22 protein-coding genes are annotated in these 18,922 nt (G+C 46.1%); 16 read left to right on the top strand and 6 right to left on the bottom strand.

Annotated elements, in window-relative coordinates:
* Window positions 1-15: 15 nt before the first annotated feature.
* The gene (gene spoIIQ, locus BLS58_RS03625) at window positions 16-888 is read left to right on the top strand and encodes a stage II sporulation protein SpoIIQ (RefSeq protein ID WP_090396195.1); all 873 of its coding nucleotides are present in this window, start codon (window positions 16-18) and stop codon (window positions 886-888) included.
* 595 nt (window positions 889-1,483) lie between these two features.
* Here spoIIQ and BLS58_RS03620 read toward each other — a convergent pair.
* A complete protein-coding gene (locus BLS58_RS03620) occupies window positions 1,484-2,392 on the bottom strand; it encodes a nuclease-related domain-containing protein (protein ID WP_090396194.1) in 909 nt (302 codons plus the stop codon).
* Between the two features lie 93 nt (window positions 2,393-2,485).
* Between BLS58_RS03620 and BLS58_RS03615 the strand changes: the two genes are divergently transcribed.
* Complete coding sequence (locus tag BLS58_RS03615; protein ID WP_090396193.1) at window positions 2,486-3,115, top strand: uracil-DNA glycosylase; 630 nt, start codon at window positions 2,486-2,488, stop codon at window positions 3,113-3,115.
* Window positions 3,116-3,275: 160 nt separating this feature from the next.
* Here the strand turns inward: BLS58_RS03615 and BLS58_RS03610 are convergent, their stop codons facing one another.
* Window positions 3,276-4,118 (bottom strand): aldo/keto reductase, encoded by an 843-nt coding sequence (locus tag BLS58_RS03610; protein WP_090396192.1) that lies wholly within the window; start codon window positions 4,116-4,118, stop codon window positions 3,276-3,278.
* A gap of 187 nt (window positions 4,119-4,305) precedes the next feature.
* Between BLS58_RS03610 and BLS58_RS03605 the strand changes: the two genes are divergently transcribed.
* The 6 genes from BLS58_RS03605 to BLS58_RS18140 all read left to right on the top strand — a co-directional run bounded on the left by BLS58_RS03605 (window position 4,306) and on the right by BLS58_RS18140 (window position 9,582).
* Window positions 4,306-4,908 (top strand): response regulator transcription factor, encoded by a 603-nt coding sequence (locus BLS58_RS03605; protein ID WP_090396191.1) that lies wholly within the window; start codon window positions 4,306-4,308, stop codon window positions 4,906-4,908.
* Complete coding sequence (locus BLS58_RS03600) at window positions 4,909-6,903, top strand: sensor histidine kinase (RefSeq protein WP_090396190.1); 1,995 nt, start codon at window positions 4,909-4,911, stop codon at window positions 6,901-6,903.
* A gap of 299 nt (window positions 6,904-7,202) precedes the next feature.
* Complete coding sequence (gene sipW / locus BLS58_RS03595) at window positions 7,203-7,811, top strand: signal peptidase I SipW (protein ID WP_090396189.1); 609 nt, start codon at window positions 7,203-7,205, stop codon at window positions 7,809-7,811.
* 103 nt (window positions 7,812-7,914) lie between these two features.
* Window positions 7,915-8,562, top strand: a complete 648-nt coding sequence (locus tag BLS58_RS03590; RefSeq protein ID WP_143018860.1) for a TasA family protein — start codon at window positions 7,915-7,917, stop codon at window positions 8,560-8,562.
* An 85-nt stretch (window positions 8,563-8,647) separates the two neighbouring features.
* Window positions 8,648-9,409 (top strand): LPXTG cell wall anchor domain-containing protein, encoded by a 762-nt coding sequence (locus tag BLS58_RS03585; RefSeq protein WP_090396188.1) that lies wholly within the window; start codon window positions 8,648-8,650, stop codon window positions 9,407-9,409.
* A 29-nt stretch (window positions 9,410-9,438) separates the two neighbouring features.
* Window positions 9,439-9,582, top strand: coding sequence for an anti-repressor SinI family protein (locus BLS58_RS18140; RefSeq protein WP_090396187.1), 144 nt, complete (start codon window positions 9,439-9,441; stop codon window positions 9,580-9,582).
* A 56-nt stretch (window positions 9,583-9,638) separates the two neighbouring features.
* Here the strand turns inward: BLS58_RS18140 and BLS58_RS03575 are convergent, their stop codons facing one another.
* Window positions 9,639-10,037, bottom strand: a complete 399-nt coding sequence (locus BLS58_RS03575) for a hypothetical protein (protein ID WP_090396186.1) — start codon at window positions 10,035-10,037, stop codon at window positions 9,639-9,641.
* 277 nt (window positions 10,038-10,314) lie between these two features.
* Between BLS58_RS03575 and BLS58_RS03570 the strand changes: the two genes are divergently transcribed.
* The 3 genes from BLS58_RS03570 to spoIIID all read left to right on the top strand — a co-directional run bounded on the left by BLS58_RS03570 (window position 10,315) and on the right by spoIIID (window position 11,568).
* Window positions 10,315-10,656 carry a helix-turn-helix domain-containing protein gene (locus BLS58_RS03570; protein WP_090396185.1) on the top strand — a complete coding sequence of 114 codons (342 nt, stop codon included), beginning with the start codon at window positions 10,315-10,317 and terminating at the stop codon, window positions 10,654-10,656.
* A 266-nt stretch (window positions 10,657-10,922) separates the two neighbouring features.
* Window positions 10,923-11,084, top strand: coding sequence for an anti-repressor SinI family protein (locus tag BLS58_RS03565; protein WP_090396184.1), 162 nt, complete (start codon window positions 10,923-10,925; stop codon window positions 11,082-11,084).
* Window positions 11,085-11,298: 214 nt separating this feature from the next.
* Window positions 11,299-11,568: a sporulation transcriptional regulator SpoIIID gene (gene spoIIID, locus BLS58_RS03560; protein ID WP_090396183.1), complete on the top strand. Its 270-nt coding sequence runs from the start codon at window positions 11,299-11,301 to the stop codon at window positions 11,566-11,568.
* A 265-nt stretch (window positions 11,569-11,833) separates the two neighbouring features.
* Here spoIIID and BLS58_RS03555 read toward each other — a convergent pair whose 3' ends face one another.
* Both BLS58_RS03555 and BLS58_RS03550 read right to left on the bottom strand, forming a co-directional pair.
* Window positions 11,834-12,772: a glycine betaine ABC transporter substrate-binding protein gene (locus tag BLS58_RS03555; protein WP_090396182.1), complete on the bottom strand. Its 939-nt coding sequence runs from the start codon at window positions 12,770-12,772 to the stop codon at window positions 11,834-11,836.
* A 61-nt stretch (window positions 12,773-12,833) separates the two neighbouring features.
* Window positions 12,834-13,748 (bottom strand): glycine betaine ABC transporter substrate-binding protein, encoded by a 915-nt coding sequence (locus BLS58_RS03550; RefSeq protein ID WP_090396181.1) that lies wholly within the window; start codon window positions 13,746-13,748, stop codon window positions 12,834-12,836.
* Between the two features lie 160 nt (window positions 13,749-13,908).
* On the opposite strand from BLS58_RS03550, the gene BLS58_RS03545 reads away from it, so the two are divergent.
* Complete coding sequence (locus BLS58_RS03545; protein ID WP_090396180.1) at window positions 13,909-14,904, top strand: LLM class flavin-dependent oxidoreductase; 996 nt, start codon at window positions 13,909-13,911, stop codon at window positions 14,902-14,904.
* Here the strand turns inward: BLS58_RS03545 and BLS58_RS03540 are convergent.
* Window positions 14,884-15,846, bottom strand: a complete 963-nt coding sequence (locus BLS58_RS03540) for a threonine ammonia-lyase (protein ID WP_090396179.1) — start codon at window positions 15,844-15,846, stop codon at window positions 14,884-14,886. The two genes, BLS58_RS03545 and BLS58_RS03540, sit on opposite strands and share 21 nt — an antisense overlap.
* A 156-nt stretch (window positions 15,847-16,002) precedes the next feature.
* Between BLS58_RS03540 and mreB the strand changes: the two genes are divergently transcribed.
* Genes mreB through BLS58_RS03520 form a run of 4 tightly spaced genes read left to right on the top strand, consistent with a single transcriptional unit; the run spans window position 16,003 to window position 18,917 of the window.
* Window positions 16,003-17,004 (top strand): rod shape-determining protein MreB, encoded by a 1,002-nt coding sequence (gene mreB / locus BLS58_RS03535; RefSeq protein WP_090396178.1) that lies wholly within the window; start codon window positions 16,003-16,005, stop codon window positions 17,002-17,004.
* Window positions 17,005-17,022: 18 nt separating this feature from the next.
* Entirely contained in the window at window positions 17,023-17,844 is an 822-nt protein-coding gene (locus BLS58_RS03530; RefSeq protein WP_090396177.1) for a flagellar hook-basal body protein, read from the top strand.
* 42 nt (window positions 17,845-17,886) lie between these two features.
* Window positions 17,887-18,714, top strand: a complete 828-nt coding sequence (locus BLS58_RS03525) for a flagellar hook-basal body protein (protein ID WP_090396176.1) — start codon at window positions 17,887-17,889, stop codon at window positions 18,712-18,714.
* 11 nt (window positions 18,715-18,725) lie between these two features.
* Window positions 18,726-18,917 carry a DNA-directed RNA polymerase subunit beta gene (locus BLS58_RS03520; protein ID WP_090396175.1) on the top strand — a complete coding sequence of 64 codons (192 nt, stop codon included), beginning with the start codon at window positions 18,726-18,728 and terminating at the stop codon, window positions 18,915-18,917.
* Window positions 18,918-18,922 lie beyond the last annotated feature (5 nt).

Below are 18,922 nucleotides of genomic sequence, written 5' to 3'. Positions count from 1 at the left end.
TGAGGTGGTGATAAGATGAAAGATGAGGAGAAAAAAGCCTCTGAATCCCGGGAAAAAGAGAATCCGGGGGGTCAAATAAAACAATGGTCGAAAAAACCTTGGTTCTGGCCTGCGGTTTATTTGACAGTATGTGGTGTGTTGCTTAGTTCTTTCTTCGCCTTCCAAAGTGGAGAGACAGATATCGCGGAGGAAAGCGAACAAGACGAAGGCTTTGGTGTCGATGTGGATCCTGAAGATGAGGAAGCTCTACCCGTAGGCGCCGAAGCTGAAGAGATGCAACTACCCGTACAGGATGAGGACGTCGTTGATGTTGTCGGTTATTTCTATGATCATGATGCTTCCGCCGAAGAACAAGAAGCTGCACTCGTTTACTACAACCAGATTTACTATCAAAACAAGGGCATTGACTTGGCCCATCCGGAAGGTGAATCTTTTGAAGCCGCTGCCGCACTTAGTGGCGAAGTCGTAAAAGCCGAGCAGGATTCCCTCCTGGGAAATGTTGTTGAGATCAACCATGAAGATGAACTCGTAACCGCCTATCATAGTCTGGAAGATTTGGAAGTCGAAGAAGGTGACGTTGTAGCCAAAGGGGACGTGATCGGTACCGCCGGTGAAAATACGTACAACCGGGATGCCGGAGTCCATGTTCACTTTGAAGTCCGTCAGGACGGAGTCGCTTTCAATCCGGAAGATATGTTGCACCAAACCGTTTCGGAAATGACTTTCGATGAGGAAGAAGGCCTGGACGCAGAAACGGACCCATCCGAGGGAGAGCGCGATGAAGATGGCGCTGAAGAAGCCCCTGCTGAAGAGGATCCTTCTGACGAACCAGAAGAAGATGAAGGCGACGAAGACGAGGAAGAAAACACTGACAACGACGAAGATTAATAGAAGTGCAACGCTTGGCACGCCCTCTTATGAGGGCTTTTTTTGTTGAGGGGGGCTGTGGCAAGTGATGGAGCCTTAACTTAGCCTCGCGGAAGCGATTAGGTCGTCAACCGTGGCAAATGAAGCCCTAACTCGATAGTGCGTAAGTAGTTAGGTCGTCAATCGAGGTGAATGAAGACTTAACTAAGAAACGCAGAAGTAGTTAGGTCGTCAACGACGCCAGATGAAGCCTTAACTCGATAGTGCGTAAGCAGTTAGGTCGTCAACCGGAGCTGATGAAGCCCTAACCCAATAGTGCGTAAGCGGTTAGGTCATCAACGACGGATAATGACTGAATATAGCGAAAGTGTATCGGTTCTCAACACGGATGATCAAGCCCTCGCTTAGCCGCCGAAACGTTTAGGTTACAAACGTTGGGTGATGGAGCCTTAATTTAGCAACGCATAAGTAGTTAGGGCGTCAATCGAGGTGAATGAAGACTTAACTAAAAAACGCATAAGTAGTTAGGTCGACAACGAAGCCAGATGAAGCCCTAACCCAATAGTGCGTAAGCAGTTAGGTCGTCAAAAACAATTAATGGATCCCTAACTCAATTTCAGTCAATATAAGATGAGATTTTTCCATGATTGATGCGAGTGAAATTTTTTGCCAGTACTCTTTGGACTTTTTTTGCTGAAACGGTGTTCCCGCACCAATCTCGAATCGTATTTGTCGTTATTTTATGCTCCGGAAACAGGGTTTTAAACTCTGCTACATGACGCATGATTGCCGTTTCATTATCTTCGATACGGCCACATCTGTTACATCTCATTTTTCTGTCTCCTGCGATCATCCATGATGCACAATGTGCGCAGACAATCCCTTTTTGCAATTGTGCGTAGTTGTATGGAGGCATGCGGGTAAATGGGGAATCAGTACGATGACGTGTTGCTAATTGTTTACCAAGCTGGTGGTTTTTTTGGGTGACTTTGGAAAAATGACCGTTTAATTTTTTTATGAAACGGTCAATTTGGGAGGGAAAAATGATGGGCATCTCTGGGGAAGCATTGTATAAAGTAAAATGAGGATTGACAAACACAAGGTGAGGTTGAACCGGGAAGGGTATCTTGAGGTTTTTATAAAGCAATTGTTTCAGCAGGGATTCGTTTCTTTTCAGTTGATGAAGGGGGTTTTTAATGATTTCTCCTGATATCGTGGACCATTCATCAGCCTGGATGTCAAAGTCACCTTCGAAATTTTTGATTTCAAAAAGGTGAATGTTCTCCTGGAAAATGATCGACGTGTCAATTTGAAAAATGTTTCTGTTCTGTTCAAGCAACAGGTCGGGTAAAATCAGGCACTCCGAGGTTAAATCGACTAATCGAGAATCGAAGATTACTTCGCCTTCATAACCCTTTTCGAGATTGTGATAGTGCTGTTTATCTTTTGGGGGTAAACGCATTCTCACATTTAAATACCTTAACATCTGTAACTCCAGAGGTACATCGCGAGGTTTTAAGAACACTGAATCCTCTCCTTTGCATTAGTTTCTCTCTTATTCTAGCACATATGTTATCATTGTATAATCAAGATAAACAGAAAGAAGGATAAATGGCCGATGGAGTTTCCCGCGGAAATCATAGAGCAATGCCAGTCAGCCCTCAGCGCTCACCAATTGGAAGGTTTCCTAACCGGGGCCGGTAATGAAGATGCTGATATTATGTTCATCGGTGAAGCCCCGGGTGAAAAAGAAGCCGAGACCGGCGAACCTTTCAGTGGCCGTTCCGGAAAAATATTGGATTCGTATCTGGAGGCGCTGGCAATTACGCGCACAGACGTGTATATAACGAGCGTCGTGCGCAGCCGCCCTTACAAATGGGGAGAGCGTCGTCCCAAAGGTGAACCGGTGCTGAAAAAAATCAACCGCAAGCCGACGGCAAAAGAAATTTTCGCCCACGCACCGCTCCTTGATTACCAAATAACCGCTATCCGACCAAGGATCATTGTTTGTCTCGGCGGCGTCGCGTTTAAACGCCTGCTCGGAAATAAAGCTACGCTATCTACCATGCATGGAAAGCCCGAGTTTTCGCCTGTGCAAAAGCGGGAACAAGATGCCTATCAATGGAGTGAAGAAACATATACGGTTTTTGGCTTATACCACCCCGCGGCTGTCTTTTACAATCCGTCGATTCGTCAGGAGATCGGTGAGGATTTACACACATTGAAAACGGTCATCGCGACTATGTAGACATGCCATAAGCGTACGTGGCTTGGCTTGTACACAGGAAAATCACACAGCTTTAGCGTGTGCTCGAGGTGAAGCCATCCAATCGCCGATCACCGCTATTTATGGCGCCACCTGATTTTTCACCTCACCCGAGCGGTAAATCCGTCCAAGCCGGGCTCGCCTAAAACTCCTCATAAACCGCGGGATCTTGATCTTTTCTTCTGCCATCCGGCCGGGTTAATTCGGTGATCATGCCCATTTCCCGGTCATTTAAAGCAAAATCAAAAATCGCTATATTTTCCCGTTGTCTTTCCGGGGTAACAGATTTAGGGATCGGGATGGCACCCAGTTGATAGTGCCAACGCAGAATCACTTGTGATACCGACTTGTTATGAGCGTCAGCGATCTCCTTGATCGGTTCGTTTTGCAGCAGCCCCTCCGCCCGTACTAAGGGGCTCCATGATTGGGTTTTAATATTATGCTTATCATGCCATTGTCTTTGCTCTTCCTGGTTGAAAAAAGGATGTAATTCAATTTGGTTGATGCTCGGCATCACACCCGTTTCTTTTTCCAGGCGCTCGAGGTGTTCAGGCAAGAAGTTACATACGCCGATCGAGCGGATCAATCCCCATTTTTTGGCGTCGATCAGAGCTTGCCACGCTTCCACGTAAATATCCTGGAGCGGATTGGGCCAATGAATCAGATAAAGGTCATAATAATCGAGGTTCGCGCGATACAAGGACTCCTGAATGGCTGTCACAGCCTTGTCGTATTGATGGTAACGGCCAGGTAATTTTGATGTCAGCAGCACTTCTTCCCTCGGGATCGAACTGCGGCGAATCGCTTCACCGACTGTCCCTTCATTTTCATAATTGTAAGCAGAATCGAGGAGCCGATAGCCTGCATTCATCGCGCTGTTAATGGCGTTGACGCCCATGTTTCCATCGAGCAGGTATGTACCGAAACCGATCGCCGGTAATGAGATGCCGTCATTTAATGTGATTTCTGGAATGGATGTGCTCATATGAATCACTTCTTTCCGTGGAATTCTTGCTCATATATGATTCCCTTGTTTTCTTGATCTGAAACACAATTGGAAGGCGCATGGTAATGACCGACTTTAATCATCATTATTGGACATAATATTTGCTATTTTTTAACAAATAAGCTACATTAGTACTATCAAGTTCGTTCAAGTGAGGTGTTCTTAAATGAATAAAGGGAACATACTTATTGTCGAAGATGACACAGCCACTCTGGAATTGTTACAAGCCTATTTGGAAAAAGAACATTATCAAATCGTCATAGCAAAAAATGGGAAGAGGGCTTTAGAAAAATTTCGAAAATACGACCTTGATCTGATTTTGCTCGATATTGTGTTACCGGACATGGACGGTCTTCACATATGCCGAAACATTCGCTGGCAATCGAATATTCCAATCATATTTTTAAGCGGCAGGCGTGAGATGAATGATATCGTTACCGGTTTGGATGTCGGGGGCGATGATTACATAACAAAGCCGTTTGACCCTGACATTCTCGTAGCGAGAGTCAATGCCAATCTGCGCAGACATCGCTATCTTGAAAACAGCCAGCCCGATAAACAACCACATCAACCCGTTGAATCCCTGACAAAACGGGAAGTTGAAACGTTAGCGCTGATTAACCGCGGGTTGACAAACAAGGATATAGCGAACCGGTTGTTTTTATCCGAGGGTACAGTTAAAGGATATAACAATAATATTTTTCAAAAACTTGCCGTGAAAAATCGTACGGAAGCCGTAAACTTAGCGCGGGAACTAGGTTTGTTGTGAATGGGGAAAGTTATATTTATTTTGACTTTTTTATATCTTTTTATCGTCAATGCCGAGACGACTGAAGGAAAGTCCGAACCAGCGGCTGAGCAGGGGCATATCTCATTCGATCAATGGTCATTTCAGCAAGATGGTTTTACTCATCTCGATGGTGAATGGGAATTCTATTGGCAGCAATTGTTGGAACCTGCCGATTTTGGTGAAGATAGAAATCGGCTGGACCCTTATTATATGGAGGTTCCCCATGCATGGTATCAATCGGATATGGACGGGGAAAGTCTCCCCCATGAAGGCTACGCAACTTATCGTGTAACGATGGACTTGCATGAGGATGATCAGGATCAGCTCATGTCCATCTATCTTCCAAGGGTTTATAGCGCTCATAAGATCTGGGTTAATGGTGAACGTTTATACGAGCAAGGGGTCGTTGGTGAGAGTCGTTCGGAAATGCATCCCGACGAGAACACCCAGGCACTTCCTTTTCAAGTCGAAAGTGATTCAATTGAAGTTGTTTTGCAAGTTTCCAATTTCACCCAACGTGCCGGGGGAATATGGGATTCGATGTATTTGGGAACCGAGACGGATATGACTTCTTATCTGGAAAGTCAGATGACTGGCACGTTGTTTTTCGTGGGAAGTTTGATTATGATCGGTTGCGTTTTCATCTGTTTTTACCTTTTTCGCAGAAAAGATCGAGCTCCCCTTTATTTTGGCCTTTTGTGCATTGCTATCGGTGTGCAAACGTATTTGCAAGGGGGTAAATTTTTTTCCCTGGAGGCTCCCTATTGGAACTGGGAGTTGAGGTACAAACTTGAGTATTTGGCGAATACTGCTGCTTTGGGAAGCTTTGCCCTTTTCGTCCACAACTTGTATCCACAAGAAATGAAAAGGCGTGTTCGTCAGATCATCCTGCTATTCTGCAGCAGCTATGGCTTATTTGTTGCCGTTACGCCTCCGCATATTTTTTCATACACCATGCTCTTTTTCCAATTGGCCATCATTGCTTCGCTGGCATATATCTTTTATGCCTTTATTAAAGCTGCCATAAGGCGTAGATCCGGCATCTCCCTGCATATTATCGGATTTTCGGTCCTGTTCGTCACCTTGATTTTCGATATTCTATATTATAATCAACGGGTCGCTGCAGAGGAGACATTGCTTAATTATGGGATGTTTTTCTATATTTTTATGCAATCCCTGCATTTGGCAAAAATGTTTGCCGGTGCCTATACACGCGTTGAAGAATTATCAAGTGAATTACTCTCCTTAAATGTCAATCTGGAAGAAAAAGTGAAAGCACGAACGCAGACGATACATGAAAAGGAAGCATTGCGTAGGAGGATGATGACGAATATTTCCCATGAACTGAGCACGCCGCTTTCATCGATTCGAGGCTATATAAGAGGGATGCTGGATGGCGTTTTTCGGCGCAGAGATGACCGATATATGGAACTCGTTTATGATAAAACGCTTTTGCTGGAACGGATCGTAGGGGATCTCCATGACTTGAGCAAATTGGAAAACCAACAGATTTCTTTTGTATACGAAAAGGTCAACATTCATATATTTGTCCGTCGCTTGTATGAAAAATATGAAACTGAAATTAATGAAAGCGGCCAACGACTCGACTACAATGATTCACGCGTGCATGATATGGACGTTTCTGTCCGAATCGATCCCGACAGGATTGAGCAAGCGTTTGCCAACCTTCTGTTTAACGCGGCGAGATACTCTGCTGCAAACGGGACCATCAACGTTGAACTAGACACGGACGAAGAATACGCTGTCATCAGCATTATTGACGCCGGGAGCGGAATTGAGGATGAAGAACTTCCGTTTTTGTTCGACCGCTTTTACAAAAAAACGTCCGAGGAAGGGTTCGGCATCGGTTTAACCATTTGTAAAGAAATCATTGATCAACATGACGGTGACATTGGGGTAGAGAGCAGTGTCGGTGTCGGCAGTCGCTTTTATTTTAAACTGCCTGTGCAATGACTGGATCCTGTAGGTCACTGGAAAAAGCGCACTTTGTTTTTAACAAAGGTGCGCTTTTTGCTGTGGGAAATATGTTGAAATAAGGTAATGTTCTATAAAAAGAACAAAAATAGCAGTTATTCAAAGGAAAAGTAAGATATCAGTTTTAAATTCTATATAAAGAACGAATTTGGTTCTATATAAAGAATATTTGGCGTGTATGGTATTTTATTTTTTTCGTGGACGCCTTTATAATTCTATATATAGAACGGAAGTTAGATGACAAATTCATTATCTCGAACGGAAAAGGCGTGAACAGATTGAAAAAAACATTAAAAATGTTGAAAAGCGGCGTATCTACCATACTTACCGTTTTCATCGTGTTCATCGTTGCTTTTGTCGTACAAACACAGATGACCGGTGGAAATGCACAAGTTTTGGACTATGAAATTTTGACTGTGCTTTCGGGATCAATGGAACCTGATATTCAGACCGGGTCCGTCATCGCCATTGAAGCAACCGATCAATCGCGTGAATACAGCGAAGGAGACGTCATTACGTACGCGATACCTGACGATCCTGATACGTATGTGACACACAGGGTGGTTGACGTTCAGCAAAATGAAGGTGAAATCAGCTATGTAACCCAGGGGGATAACAGCAGTACCCCCGATCGTGACCCCGTGCAATCCGAACAAGTCGTCGGACATTACAATGGCATCACCATCCCGTACCTCGGTTATGCCGTTGATTATGCGAAAAGTGATCAAGGGATTGTACTCATGTTGATTGCGCCCGGTTTTTTGCTGTTAATATCATCGTTTGTTCAAGTGTGGAGAATTGTGCGCGACACTGAACAGCCCAAGGAAATCGCGGCCACGGAAGCTGTGGAGACTGATAAGCAGGAAGGTCACGAGAAAACATTATGAATCTCTTTTTGGCCTATGCAGAAAGGAGGGTCGGCTGTTTCTGGCTGAGAGGGGTTTCAATAAATATTAAACCTAGCCTTAGGTAAAATAAGGAGGATGCAAATTGAAAAAAAGACTATTGGCGGCAATGGGAACAATGGCTCTTGCAGCACTTTTGATAGGCGGAGGCACGTTCGCCCTCTTCACAGACACCGCAGCGAATGAAGGAAATACGTTTGCTTCCGGAACGCTAACGATTGAGGACATCACGAATGGTGGCGGTAGCGCGGCCATCGAATTAGACAATTTAGCACCCGGTGATCATACTTCCGGTCAAATTGATACGTATGCCGAGGTTCAAGCAGCAGGGGAAGGGGAAATCGGTCCGAATAAGTTGTGCTGGATTCTCCCAATTCCTTGTGATGACCCTGACCCTGAGCCACCTAGTGATGCCACTCACGAGCCAGGTGAAATTACCATTGTTAACGACGGTTCATTGGATGCCTGGGTTCAGCTCAGCGATATAGCGACTGACGGGGTTCTTTTCGATGGTGACAATCCAATTGCACTCGGCGTTGATGAAGATGCTGTACTTCTTAAGTCGGGTGAAGAGCGTACATTCACTGTACACTGGTCATTCCCGCTGGAAGCTGGTAATGAATATCAAGGAGAAGACGGCATCGCGGATTTCCATTTTGAAGCCGTCCAGGCAGATAACAACACCAATGACGAAGGCGACGGACCAAACTCCTGGAATGAAGATGCGTCCTAATTTTTATTAACAACCAGCACCACGGCATGGGATATGCCGTGGTGTGTGGCATTTAATAGCCATGGCAAACGAGGAGGATCGTGATGTGGCCAAACGTGACTTGAAGCTTTTCATACTGCTGTTCACCGGTTTGTTCATATTGTTATTCATCGTTTTATTGGTAGGGGGTGCGCAAGTTTTAGCCGAGGAAAATCAACCGGAGTCGCATGCTGAAATCGATATAGCAACCGTTCCTTCCTCTGCGTTTATCGAAGGCAGCAATCTGGCTCCAGGAGATCAGGTTCGCTCCAGCATTGACATTCATAACCGTGGTCAAAATGATTTTGAGTACGATATTTCAGCTTCGAAACAATCAGGGTCTGAACTCTTATACAATGTGTTCAATCTAGAAGTTGAATATGAAGATACCGTTATTTTTGCAGGATCCTTACAGGAATTTACCCACTTCGAGATGGGATCTTTGAAGAGCGGGGAGCATGAGCAATTAACGTTTACGATTGAATTCCCCCTGCAGGCAGGAAATGAATATCAAGGACTGGAAACGATCGTCGCTCTTGGTTTTTCTGCTCAAGGGGAGGACACAGATGGCGATGTATCCCCGGTTTCTTCTGAAAAATCTGATGATGAAGATACTCAGCCGGTTTCACCGGTTTCATCTGAAGACATTCACGATGAAGATTCTCAACCGGTCGTATCTCAACCGGATGACGGTAGCCCATTCAGCGGAGGGTTGTTGCCGGATACAGCTTCAAATTGGCTTTTTATGCTATTAATAGGCCTTTTGCTCTTGGTCGCGGGGATTAGTTTGCTGAAGATGTATAGAAAGAATACTGAAGAAACCATATAAGAAAGAACATATTTGTAGGTGAAAAAGATATGAAAAAACAGATAATAGATACTTCCCTGTCCAAGCTGGATTCGGAATGGGTGCTCCTCATGGGAAAGGCTAAACATATGGGGTTGAGCTGTGAGCAAGTCCGAACATTTATCCAAAACGCCTCCACGACTAAAATATCATGAAAACAATAAAAAAAAGCAACGGCTTTACCAGTAAGCCGTTGCGTTATTAGGTTTTCTTATAATTCCTCCTCATCGCTTTCTTGGTCGTCCCCATCTTCATTTTCATCATCAGTAGTGTCTTCTTCATTCTTGTTATTTTCCTCTGAAGGTTTTTCTTCATCTTCAGAAGATTTATCCGCCGATTCTTCTTCTTTCTCTTTGTCATCATGGTCGTCGTGTTCTTTATCGTCAGGGGAGTTCTCGTTGTTCTCGTCTTGTTCATCCGCTGATTTTTCTTCTTCGTTTGTGTTCTCTTCGTCGTCAGCAGAATCCTCTTCTGCCTCGCTCTCCCAGTCGGCTGTGAAGTTCATGCGTGCTTTTTCATGATCGTTGAGCAGCGCACTTGTCGTTTCGACTGCATGAGCAAAAGAAAATATCAGAATAAAAATAAAGACCATTAATTTCATCATCTGCATTTGCGTTACCCCCTTGGCGTTCCATATAACGAATACCTTTCAAGTATAACGGATGATGCTGCAACTAGAAAGTCGCATTTAGGGTCAAAATTCTTTAATAGGAACAGTTATCGTTCTATATATAGAATTTTCGCTCGTTTTCTTATAATCGCTAACTTTTAAGCGGCCGGCGTCAACAAGGTTCAACTTGACGTTCGTCATATAGATGGATAAAATATTTATAAGGTAACATGAATGGAAACGGATGACAATTTTGATATGAATAGGGAGATTAAAAGTGATTGGTAAACGCATTCAGCAGCTACGCAATGAAAAAGGTTTGTCTTTGTCAGAGTTAGCCGAGCGCGCCGGTGTGGCTAAGTCTTATTTAAGTACGATCGAACGAGATGTGCAAAAAAACCCCTCCGTTCAATTTTTGGAAAAGATATCGGGTGTCCTTGGCGTATCCATGGATTATCTTTTGCAAAATAAGGCCGATCGTCAGGATGACCATGACCTTGACCCCGAATGGCAAAAGCTCGTCGAAGAAGCGATGGCATCCGGGGTAAGTAAAGAGCAATTTCGGGAGTTTTTGGATTACAACAAATGGCGGATGAGCAAAAATCATAACTTTCGATAGGTTTTTGTACTATGTGAGTAGTGCTATAATCATTGTATTGAATATAGCCGGGAAGGGGGGTTATCCGCCGCAAAATGCTTTTATGTATAGGAATGGTCCTTCTTTTCCTAAAGTCAATCCAGCCACTAAATTTAAATAATTATGAAAAGTAAAAGGATATTAGTTGGCCAGGGGTCTTTAAGCACTTTCGGGTTTTTAAAATACTTATAGATGATCCTCAGCATCATCTGTGGATAAGAAATGAAAATCAGGAGGGGCATGAAAAAATGTACGAAAATCTGAAAAGAGAAGGTCACGTGTCGAATGTCAACCATATGAACGTGGATCCGGAATGGGTGGAGCTGATAAAAGAAGCTCGGGATATGGGAATAAGCAAGGAGCACATTGGCCGTTTTTTTGAAGAAGCCACCGTGATTAAAAATACATAGAAATTATAAATACGGAGTGACTCATCAACTTGTTGATGAGTTTTTTGGTTCGACAATAGTCGCGGTCAACGAAGTGTAAGCTTAAAGGGCCTGTTAAATCTGGGTTACAGCCTGGATTATTTCTGCAAACCCTTGTCCTGCCTGACTTTTTGGTATATATAGCGGTCTTGGATAATAAACTGTAACAAACCATCCAGACTGGGAGGCGAGGGGTGTGCATGACTACATCAAAGAACGGACCATCAAGATTGGAAGGTACGTTGTAGAAACCCGAAAAACCGTCCGGACGATCGCCAAAGAGTTCGGTGTTTCCAAAAGTACCGTCCATAAAGATTTGACAGAACGGCTTCCTGACATTAATCCTGAGTTGGCGAACGAAGTTAAACTGATTTTAGATTACCATAAATCCATACGGCATTTGCGCGGCGGGGAAGCCACGAAAGTAAAATATAACAAGAAGGGGGAAAAAATTATACAGCCCTAGAAAAGTGTCTGTAATGTCATAATTTTTGTGTATTTTTATGTTGCACATAAAAAAGGTGAAATACGAAGCTGTTGTGGCTTCGTATTTATTTTTAGCAGGTAAGAAAGTATAAACCACTTTCTTATCATGCATAAGTGCAACTAAGGCTTATCGCCTTAAAGGCTTGGCGATAAGCCAAGTTTTCTTTATGCAGAACGTTACACGTGAAACATTGAAAGTGAAGGGGAAATAAAGGAGGGGAACGTTATCGCCTTCCCCCTAAACCTTATTCCTGCAAATCTTCAATGGAATCGATGTCCATGTACTCAGGCACTGCCAGTCCGATACGAGCGTTTTCAAGGTTCGGTCCTAAATCGACAACGTCATCACCATATTCCTCGTTTTGGGCAGCGGCTGTATGTGGTAACCATCCGGCAACATGCGCGTGAGCTTCACCTTCGGCAACGGCTGCCCACATAATCGATAGTTCCATAGTGGATACATTGACATTATATCCCATATCTTCAAGCATGGTCTGAACGACGGCTGTTGATGAAAGTTCGGATTCCCAGGCACCGGAAGATAACTCAATGTTCTCACCATCCACTTCATCGACACCCTCTGTCCATTCAGCGACCATGTCTTCGTTATCATCAACCCAGGTTCTTCCCGCTTCCTCAGGTTCTACGTCTTCGGCAAGCAGTCCCATGACTTCACCCATGTCATCTTCATCCCAATAAAAGTTATCGAGCATCTCAAAGGCTTCCGGGTGCTCTTCTTCCAGGTCGGGGTGTACGATAGTGTGAATGTCTTCAGTTTCGCCGAAGGATCCTTCGGGATCATCCAAAAACTTAATGTCATGGATGTTGAATTTCCAATGGGGCGTCCAGGCGGTGACGACAATGGGCTCTTCATCTTCAATAGCCGTTTCCAGTTCCTGGGCCATGGCAGAATCAGAGCTTGACTGCAAATTAAAGTCAAGATCATAGTCCTCAATCGCATCTTCGGTAGATGCCATCACCCCTGTTCCGGCGTCGATGCCGACAATATTATAATCCATTTCTTCATTGTAGTTGGTTGCATCCTCTCCTTCACCATTTTCATCAGAAGATTCCTCAGCGCCTTCTTCTTCGTTCCCGATCTCATCCTCTTCACCACAACCTGCAGCCAAAAGAACCATCGATACGCTGAAAACAAACCCAAATCTCATCCAAGTTTTGTTCATGCTAATCATCCTTTCAATACTAATAAATGCTCGATACGGGCAGTTTTACGCTAGGGCATCCTTATTCCTGCAAATCTTCAATGGAATCGATGTCCATGTACTCGGGAACGACGAATCCGATGCGGGCATCTTCAAGGTTCGGTCCTAAATCGACGACATCATCCTCTTCCGCAAATTCCTCGTATTGAGAATCGTTCGTGTACGGTAGCCACGCGGTAAAATGCGCATGGGCTTCACCGTCGGCGACGGCTTCCCATAAAATCGCTGTTTCCATAGTGGTTGAATTGACATCGTATCCGATATCTTCGAGGACGGCCTGGACGACTGCTGTAGCTGCGAACTCAGATTCCCAGGCACCGGTGCCCAATTCAATGGTTTCGCCATCGACTTCTTCAACCCCTTCGGTCCATTCGGACACTTGATCTTCGTTATCATCGACCCATGTCCGTCCTGCTTCTTCGGGTTCTACACCGTCTTCAAGCATCTCCATGACTTCACCCATGTCGTCTTCATCCCAATAAAAGTTGTCGATCACTTCAAAGGCTTCCGGATGTTCTTCTTCAAGGCCGGGATACGCGATGGTATGAATATCTTCGGTATCACCGAAGGCTTCTTGCGGATCGTCCAAAAACTTCAGATCGTATGTGTTGAATTTCCAATGCGGGGTCCACCCTACGACGACGATCGGTTCCTCATTTTCGATAGCACTATCCAGTTCCTGTACCATCGCGGCATCGGAACTGGATTGTAGATCAAAATGATCAAGGTCATAGTCGTTAATCGCGTCTTCGGCAGCTGCCATCGTTCCGGAGCCGGCATCAATGCCTACGATGTTATAACCCAATGCCTCGTTATAATCGGCAGAGCCATCTTCTTCAGCTTCTTCTCCGCTCTCTGCGTCCTCGCCACATCCGGCAACTATAAAAGCCATTATTAAGCCTGAAATCATCCATCCTTTTTTCCCATATTTTTTCATCTCATCATTCATCCTTTCTGGACAAGATGGTAGAGAAATGTCGATAGTAAGTCAAATGTCCGATAAATGATTTCACATGAGCAATTTTCTTTTCATTGCACCTTAAATGTTGTATGGTTTCCTTTAAAAAGGCTCATCCTCTCTAAGAGGAAGTGAAAGGATGTATAAAATGAGTACCGATTTTTCCTTATCCGTTCTGGATTTAGCGCCTGTTCATGGGGAGCAGACGCCAAAGGATGCGTTTGAAAATAGCAAAAAGCTGATTCAACATACGGACAAGCTCGGTTACCACCGCTATTGGGTAGCTGAGCATCACAATATGAAGCCGATTGCCAGCACGGCGACCTCTGTGCTCATCGGCTACCTGGCCGGACATAGCGAGAACATTCGTGTCGGTGCAGGGGGTGTGATGCTTCCGAATCATGCCCCGCTTATCATCGCCGAACAATTCGGGACGTTGGAGACGATGTACCCGGACCGCATTGATTTAGGTCTCGGGCGGGCTCCCGGTACTGATCCGATGACGATTCGCGCCTTACGTCGTGACCAAATGAGCAGTGTCAATGATTTTCCCGATAACGTGAAAGAATTGCTGACTTACTTCAGCAAGGAAGATGCGCCAGTAAAAGCGATCCCCGGTCATGGCCTCGAGGTTCCGATCTATATGCTTGGCTCGAGCACTTACAGTGCCCAGCTGGCAGCCGCGCTTGGGTTGCCGTTTGCGTTCGCGAGTCATTTTGCCCCGGGAGAGCTGTATAATGCGCTGCGCCTTTATCACGAACGTTTTCAGCCGTCGAAGTACTTAAGCGAGCCGTACGCGATGATGACGATCAATGCTGCCCTCGCCGATACGGAGGCAGAAGCGGAAAAACTGGCGACGACGAATTACTTGCGGTTTTTAGGTATGATCCGCGGGAATTTTGACATCGATACAAGGCCGGTCGATAACATGGATGACTATTGGACGGAACTCGAAAAAGCCCAGGTGTTCCAATCGTTAAAATATACATTCGTCGGCACGCAGGAAAAAGTGAAAAAAGAACTCGAAGATTTACACGCCGAAGTAAAATTCAACGAGCTGATCGTGTCCTCAGACATTTACGATCAGGAAAAAAGAAGATACAGCTACGATTTACTAGCCAATATTTGGCGATAAATACTGCTGAACCGACTGTAAATCCAAGTTCCCGCCGCTCGCCACGAGCACCACTTTGTCTTCAGGGTGGTGCTCGATTTTTCCTGCGCGCAAGGCGGCGAGTGAGACTGCGCCGGACGGTTCGACAACTTGTTTCATCCGTGACAGGTAAAAGGTGAAGGCGTCACGAATGTCATCCTCACTGACGAGGACGACATCATCGACATACGTTTCGATGAGCGGGAAGGTGAGCTGTCCGGGCGTTGATGACCGCAGGCCGTCGGCAACAGAAGTGGAAGCTTTTATCGATACGCGCTCACCGGCTTCCCGGGATAAAAAAGCTCCGTTCGCTTCTTGCGGTTCCACGCCGACCACTTTTACGGCAGGGTTAATGGATTTAATAGCGGTCGCTACCCCCGCGATCAAGCCGCCGCCACCGATCGGGACAACAACAGTAGAAGGCTGCCGGACCTGGGAGAGGATCTCCAGGCCAACCGTTCCTTGTCCCGCGATGATGTCATCATCATCATAGGGCGGGATAATGGTCGCGTTCATTTTTTCTTCCAGCGCTTTTGCGTGCTCAATGCGTTCTTTTGACGTCGTGCCAAAAGGAATAATGTCACTGCCGTAATCGCGAATGGCTGCCAGTTTGGCCGGGTTTGCATCCTCGGGAACGACGATCGTTGCCGGCAATCCGAGCGTGCGTGCGATATAGGCTACGGCTTGACCGTGATTGCCGGAAGAAGCGGCAAGCAAATGGGTGGCGCCGGCTTCTTTTGCCAGTGTTACCCGGTTGGTGGCTCCTCTGATTTTGAAAGAACCGGTTTTTTGCAAGTGTTCCGCTTTAATGAAAACTTGCGTGCCGATTTCATCGTTCAGTGTCTTCGATGAAAGCACGGGTGTTACGTGTGTCCGCTCCTGAAGCCGAGTTCTTGCTTCATTAAAAGCGTGCATCGTCATCATCGATCTCAAACTCCTTTCACAAAATAACGGAAAATTCGACGTGTAGATTCATATTTCGATACGAATGTGTTAAAATAAAGCATTGACTATGTCTTTTTAATGAAGAAAAGAAAAGGGTTACATATAGAATAACACACGTTGAGAGGAAGGTGCCGTATGTTTGGCAGGGATATTGGCATAGATTTGGGAACGGCAAATGTGCTCATGCACATTAAAGGTCAGGGCATTGTGCTGGACGAACCGGCGGTTGTCGCCATTGACAGCATGACCGGAAAGGCCATGGCAGTAGGTGAAGAAGCTTTTCAAATGGTCGGTCGGACCCCGGGGGATATCATCGCGCTGCGTCCCCTGCAAGATGGCGTGATTGCCGATTTTGACTTAACGGAAGCGATGCTGCGACATTTTTTGGCAAAAGTCAATGTACGCTCAACATTCGCAAAACCGCGGATTTTGATCTGTTGCCCGACCAACATTACCTCGGTGGAACAAAAAGCGATTCGTGAGGCTGTTGAGAAAAGCGGCGGGAAAAATGTATACCTGGAAGAAGAACCGAAAGTCGCCGCCATCGGCGCAGGAATGGAGATTTTTCAGCCCAGCGGCAACATGGTTATCGATATTGGCGGCGGCACAACGGACATCGCTGTTTTATCCATGGGTGGCATCGTAACGTCGAAATCGATAAAAATCGCCGGCAACCAATTCGATAATGATATTTACCACTATGTGAAGCGGCAGTATAAATTACTGATCGGTGAGCGGACAGCAGAAGATATTAAGATGAATATAGCCAGTGTGGCCCCCGGCGGGCGTGAAGAATCGTTCGATATTCGTGGCCGTGATATGGTGACCGGTTTGCCGCGTACGATCAGCATCAGCTCCGAAGAAGTGAACGCAGCGCTGAAAGAATCCGTCTTTACCATCATTCAAGCGGCCAAAATTGTGCTGGAACAGACACCGCCTGAACTTTCTGCCGATATTATTGATAAAGGTGCCATTATCACAGGAGGGGGTGCAGAGTTGCACGGGATGGACGACTTATTTGTTGAAGAGTTAAAAGTTCCGGTTGCTACTGCCGAAGAGCCCATGCATTGTGTGGCAAACGGCACCGGGCTTATTTTGGAAAATCTGGACAAAATGTCAAACAAAGTACGTGCCTGACAATGAGGGGGAAACGAGATGATCAGGGGGTTTTATCAAGCAGCATCAGGGATGATGACACAACAACGGCAGACGGAAAAGTTGGAGGATAATCTCGCGAATGTACATACTCCCGGACATAAGGCTGATCATGGGGCGATACGAACATTTCCCAATATGTTGATTCAATCCATGAACAGCGACGGACCCGGAATGAACAACGGTACTATCGGAGAGCTCGCCACGGGCGTTTATATGCAGGAACGTGCCCCGGATATTCAGCAGGGAGATCTGCGTGAAACCGGGGTGGGGACCGATGTCGCTCTCCTGCAGGGCGTGCTTGAACCGGAGGAGGAAACCGGAGAGCCGGGTATGCTCTTTTTCGCCGCCCAGGACGATAGCGGGGATGTGCAGTATACCCGTAATGGGAATTTCACGGTGGATGGTGAAGGGTTTCTCACTACGAGCCAGGGACACTACATCCTCGGTACCGACGGGGAACCTTTGGAAGTGGAAAATGAATGGTTTACGTTGGCGAGCAATGGTGAGATTACGATGGACACAGAGGAATACGTCGGGCAATTGGAGGTGGTTTACGCCGCTGATCCCCAGCAATTAATCAAGAGCGGCGAAGGGCTCTTGCAAAATGAAGGGGAGGCGGAAATGGTGAGCGCCGTGGATAATGACGACTACCCGTATGATTTGCAGCAACAATTTTTAGAACAGTCCAATGTGGATGTCGGCCAGACGATGGCGGATATGACCCGAGCGTTTCGACAATTTGAGGCCAATCAGACCGTACTGCAAGCCTATGACCAGAATTTACAACGGACAGCGAACGATATTGGCAGTCTCAGCTAATATTTCCCGGGAAATTTGTCGAAAATAAGCAGGAGGGGTTATATGTTATCATCGGCAGTCACCATGGGGCAGTTGCAGCAAAGCATGGATACGATCTCCAACAATATGGCGAATGTTAATCGCAACGGTTACCAACGGCGGGAAGATCTTTTTTCCGATTTTCTTTTTCAACAGGCGGATCATCAGCGCGTGCCCCAACCGGAAGGCAACCGTCTAACCCCCGAAGGGATTCGCGTGGGGAATGGCGCAGGTGTTTCGCAAACGGCGATGCGTCATGATCAGGGGGCTATGCATGAAACGGAGCGCGCCCTTGATTTCGCGCTTACGGAACCGGGTAGTTATTTTCCCGTGCAGACGACCGTAGATGGTACGGCGCAGCAAGCGTTTACAAGAGATGGTGCCTTCTACTTGAGTGAGAGTGCGCCGGGTGCAGATACGTGGCACCTTGTCACCCAGGAAGGGGACGTTTTAACGGATGGAGCCGGTGAGCCCCTGGTGGTCCCCGGACAAGCGAGTGATTTTACCCTTCAGCCCGATGGGACGCTCGTCGCTGTAATGGCTGACGGCGAAGAGCTTGAAGTCGGGGACATTGAAGTGGCGAATATTACACGCCCCCAATTGCTGGAAGCCATGGGAAATAATCTTTTGCAGCTTCCTGATTTGGATGGGCTTGATGTGGATGAAGCGGGCGTGCTGTCATTTGCTGTCGGCGGTGAAGAACAGGTTATGCAAGGGGCATTGGAGCAATCGAATGTGGATATGGCCGCAGAAATGACGAAACTGCTGGAGATGCAGCGGAGTTACAGCATGCATGCGCGCAATATCACCCAGAATGATGAAATGATGAGCCTCGTGAATAGCCTGCGATAAGGAGCTCTGCAATGAACCAGAAAGAATACAGAACACGCCTTATACCGATGTGGATGCGTCTGCTCATCGTTCTTTTTTTACTTATAGTAAGTATGACCTCCGGCCTGGTGATCGGGTACTCGGTTATCGGCGAAGGCGAGGGGCTGCAGATATTGCATTGGGACACGTGGCAACAACTTTATCAATATATTTCGGGGGGTTGAGATTA

Origin of the sequence: Natribacillus halophilus, assembly GCF_900100185.1 — a bacterium.
GTDB lineage: Bacteria > Bacillota > Bacilli > Bacillales > Marinococcaceae > Natribacillus > Natribacillus halophilus.
The sequence above is the reverse complement of the archived record's forward strand: the minus strand, read 5'-3'. Positions and strand labels throughout refer to the sequence as shown.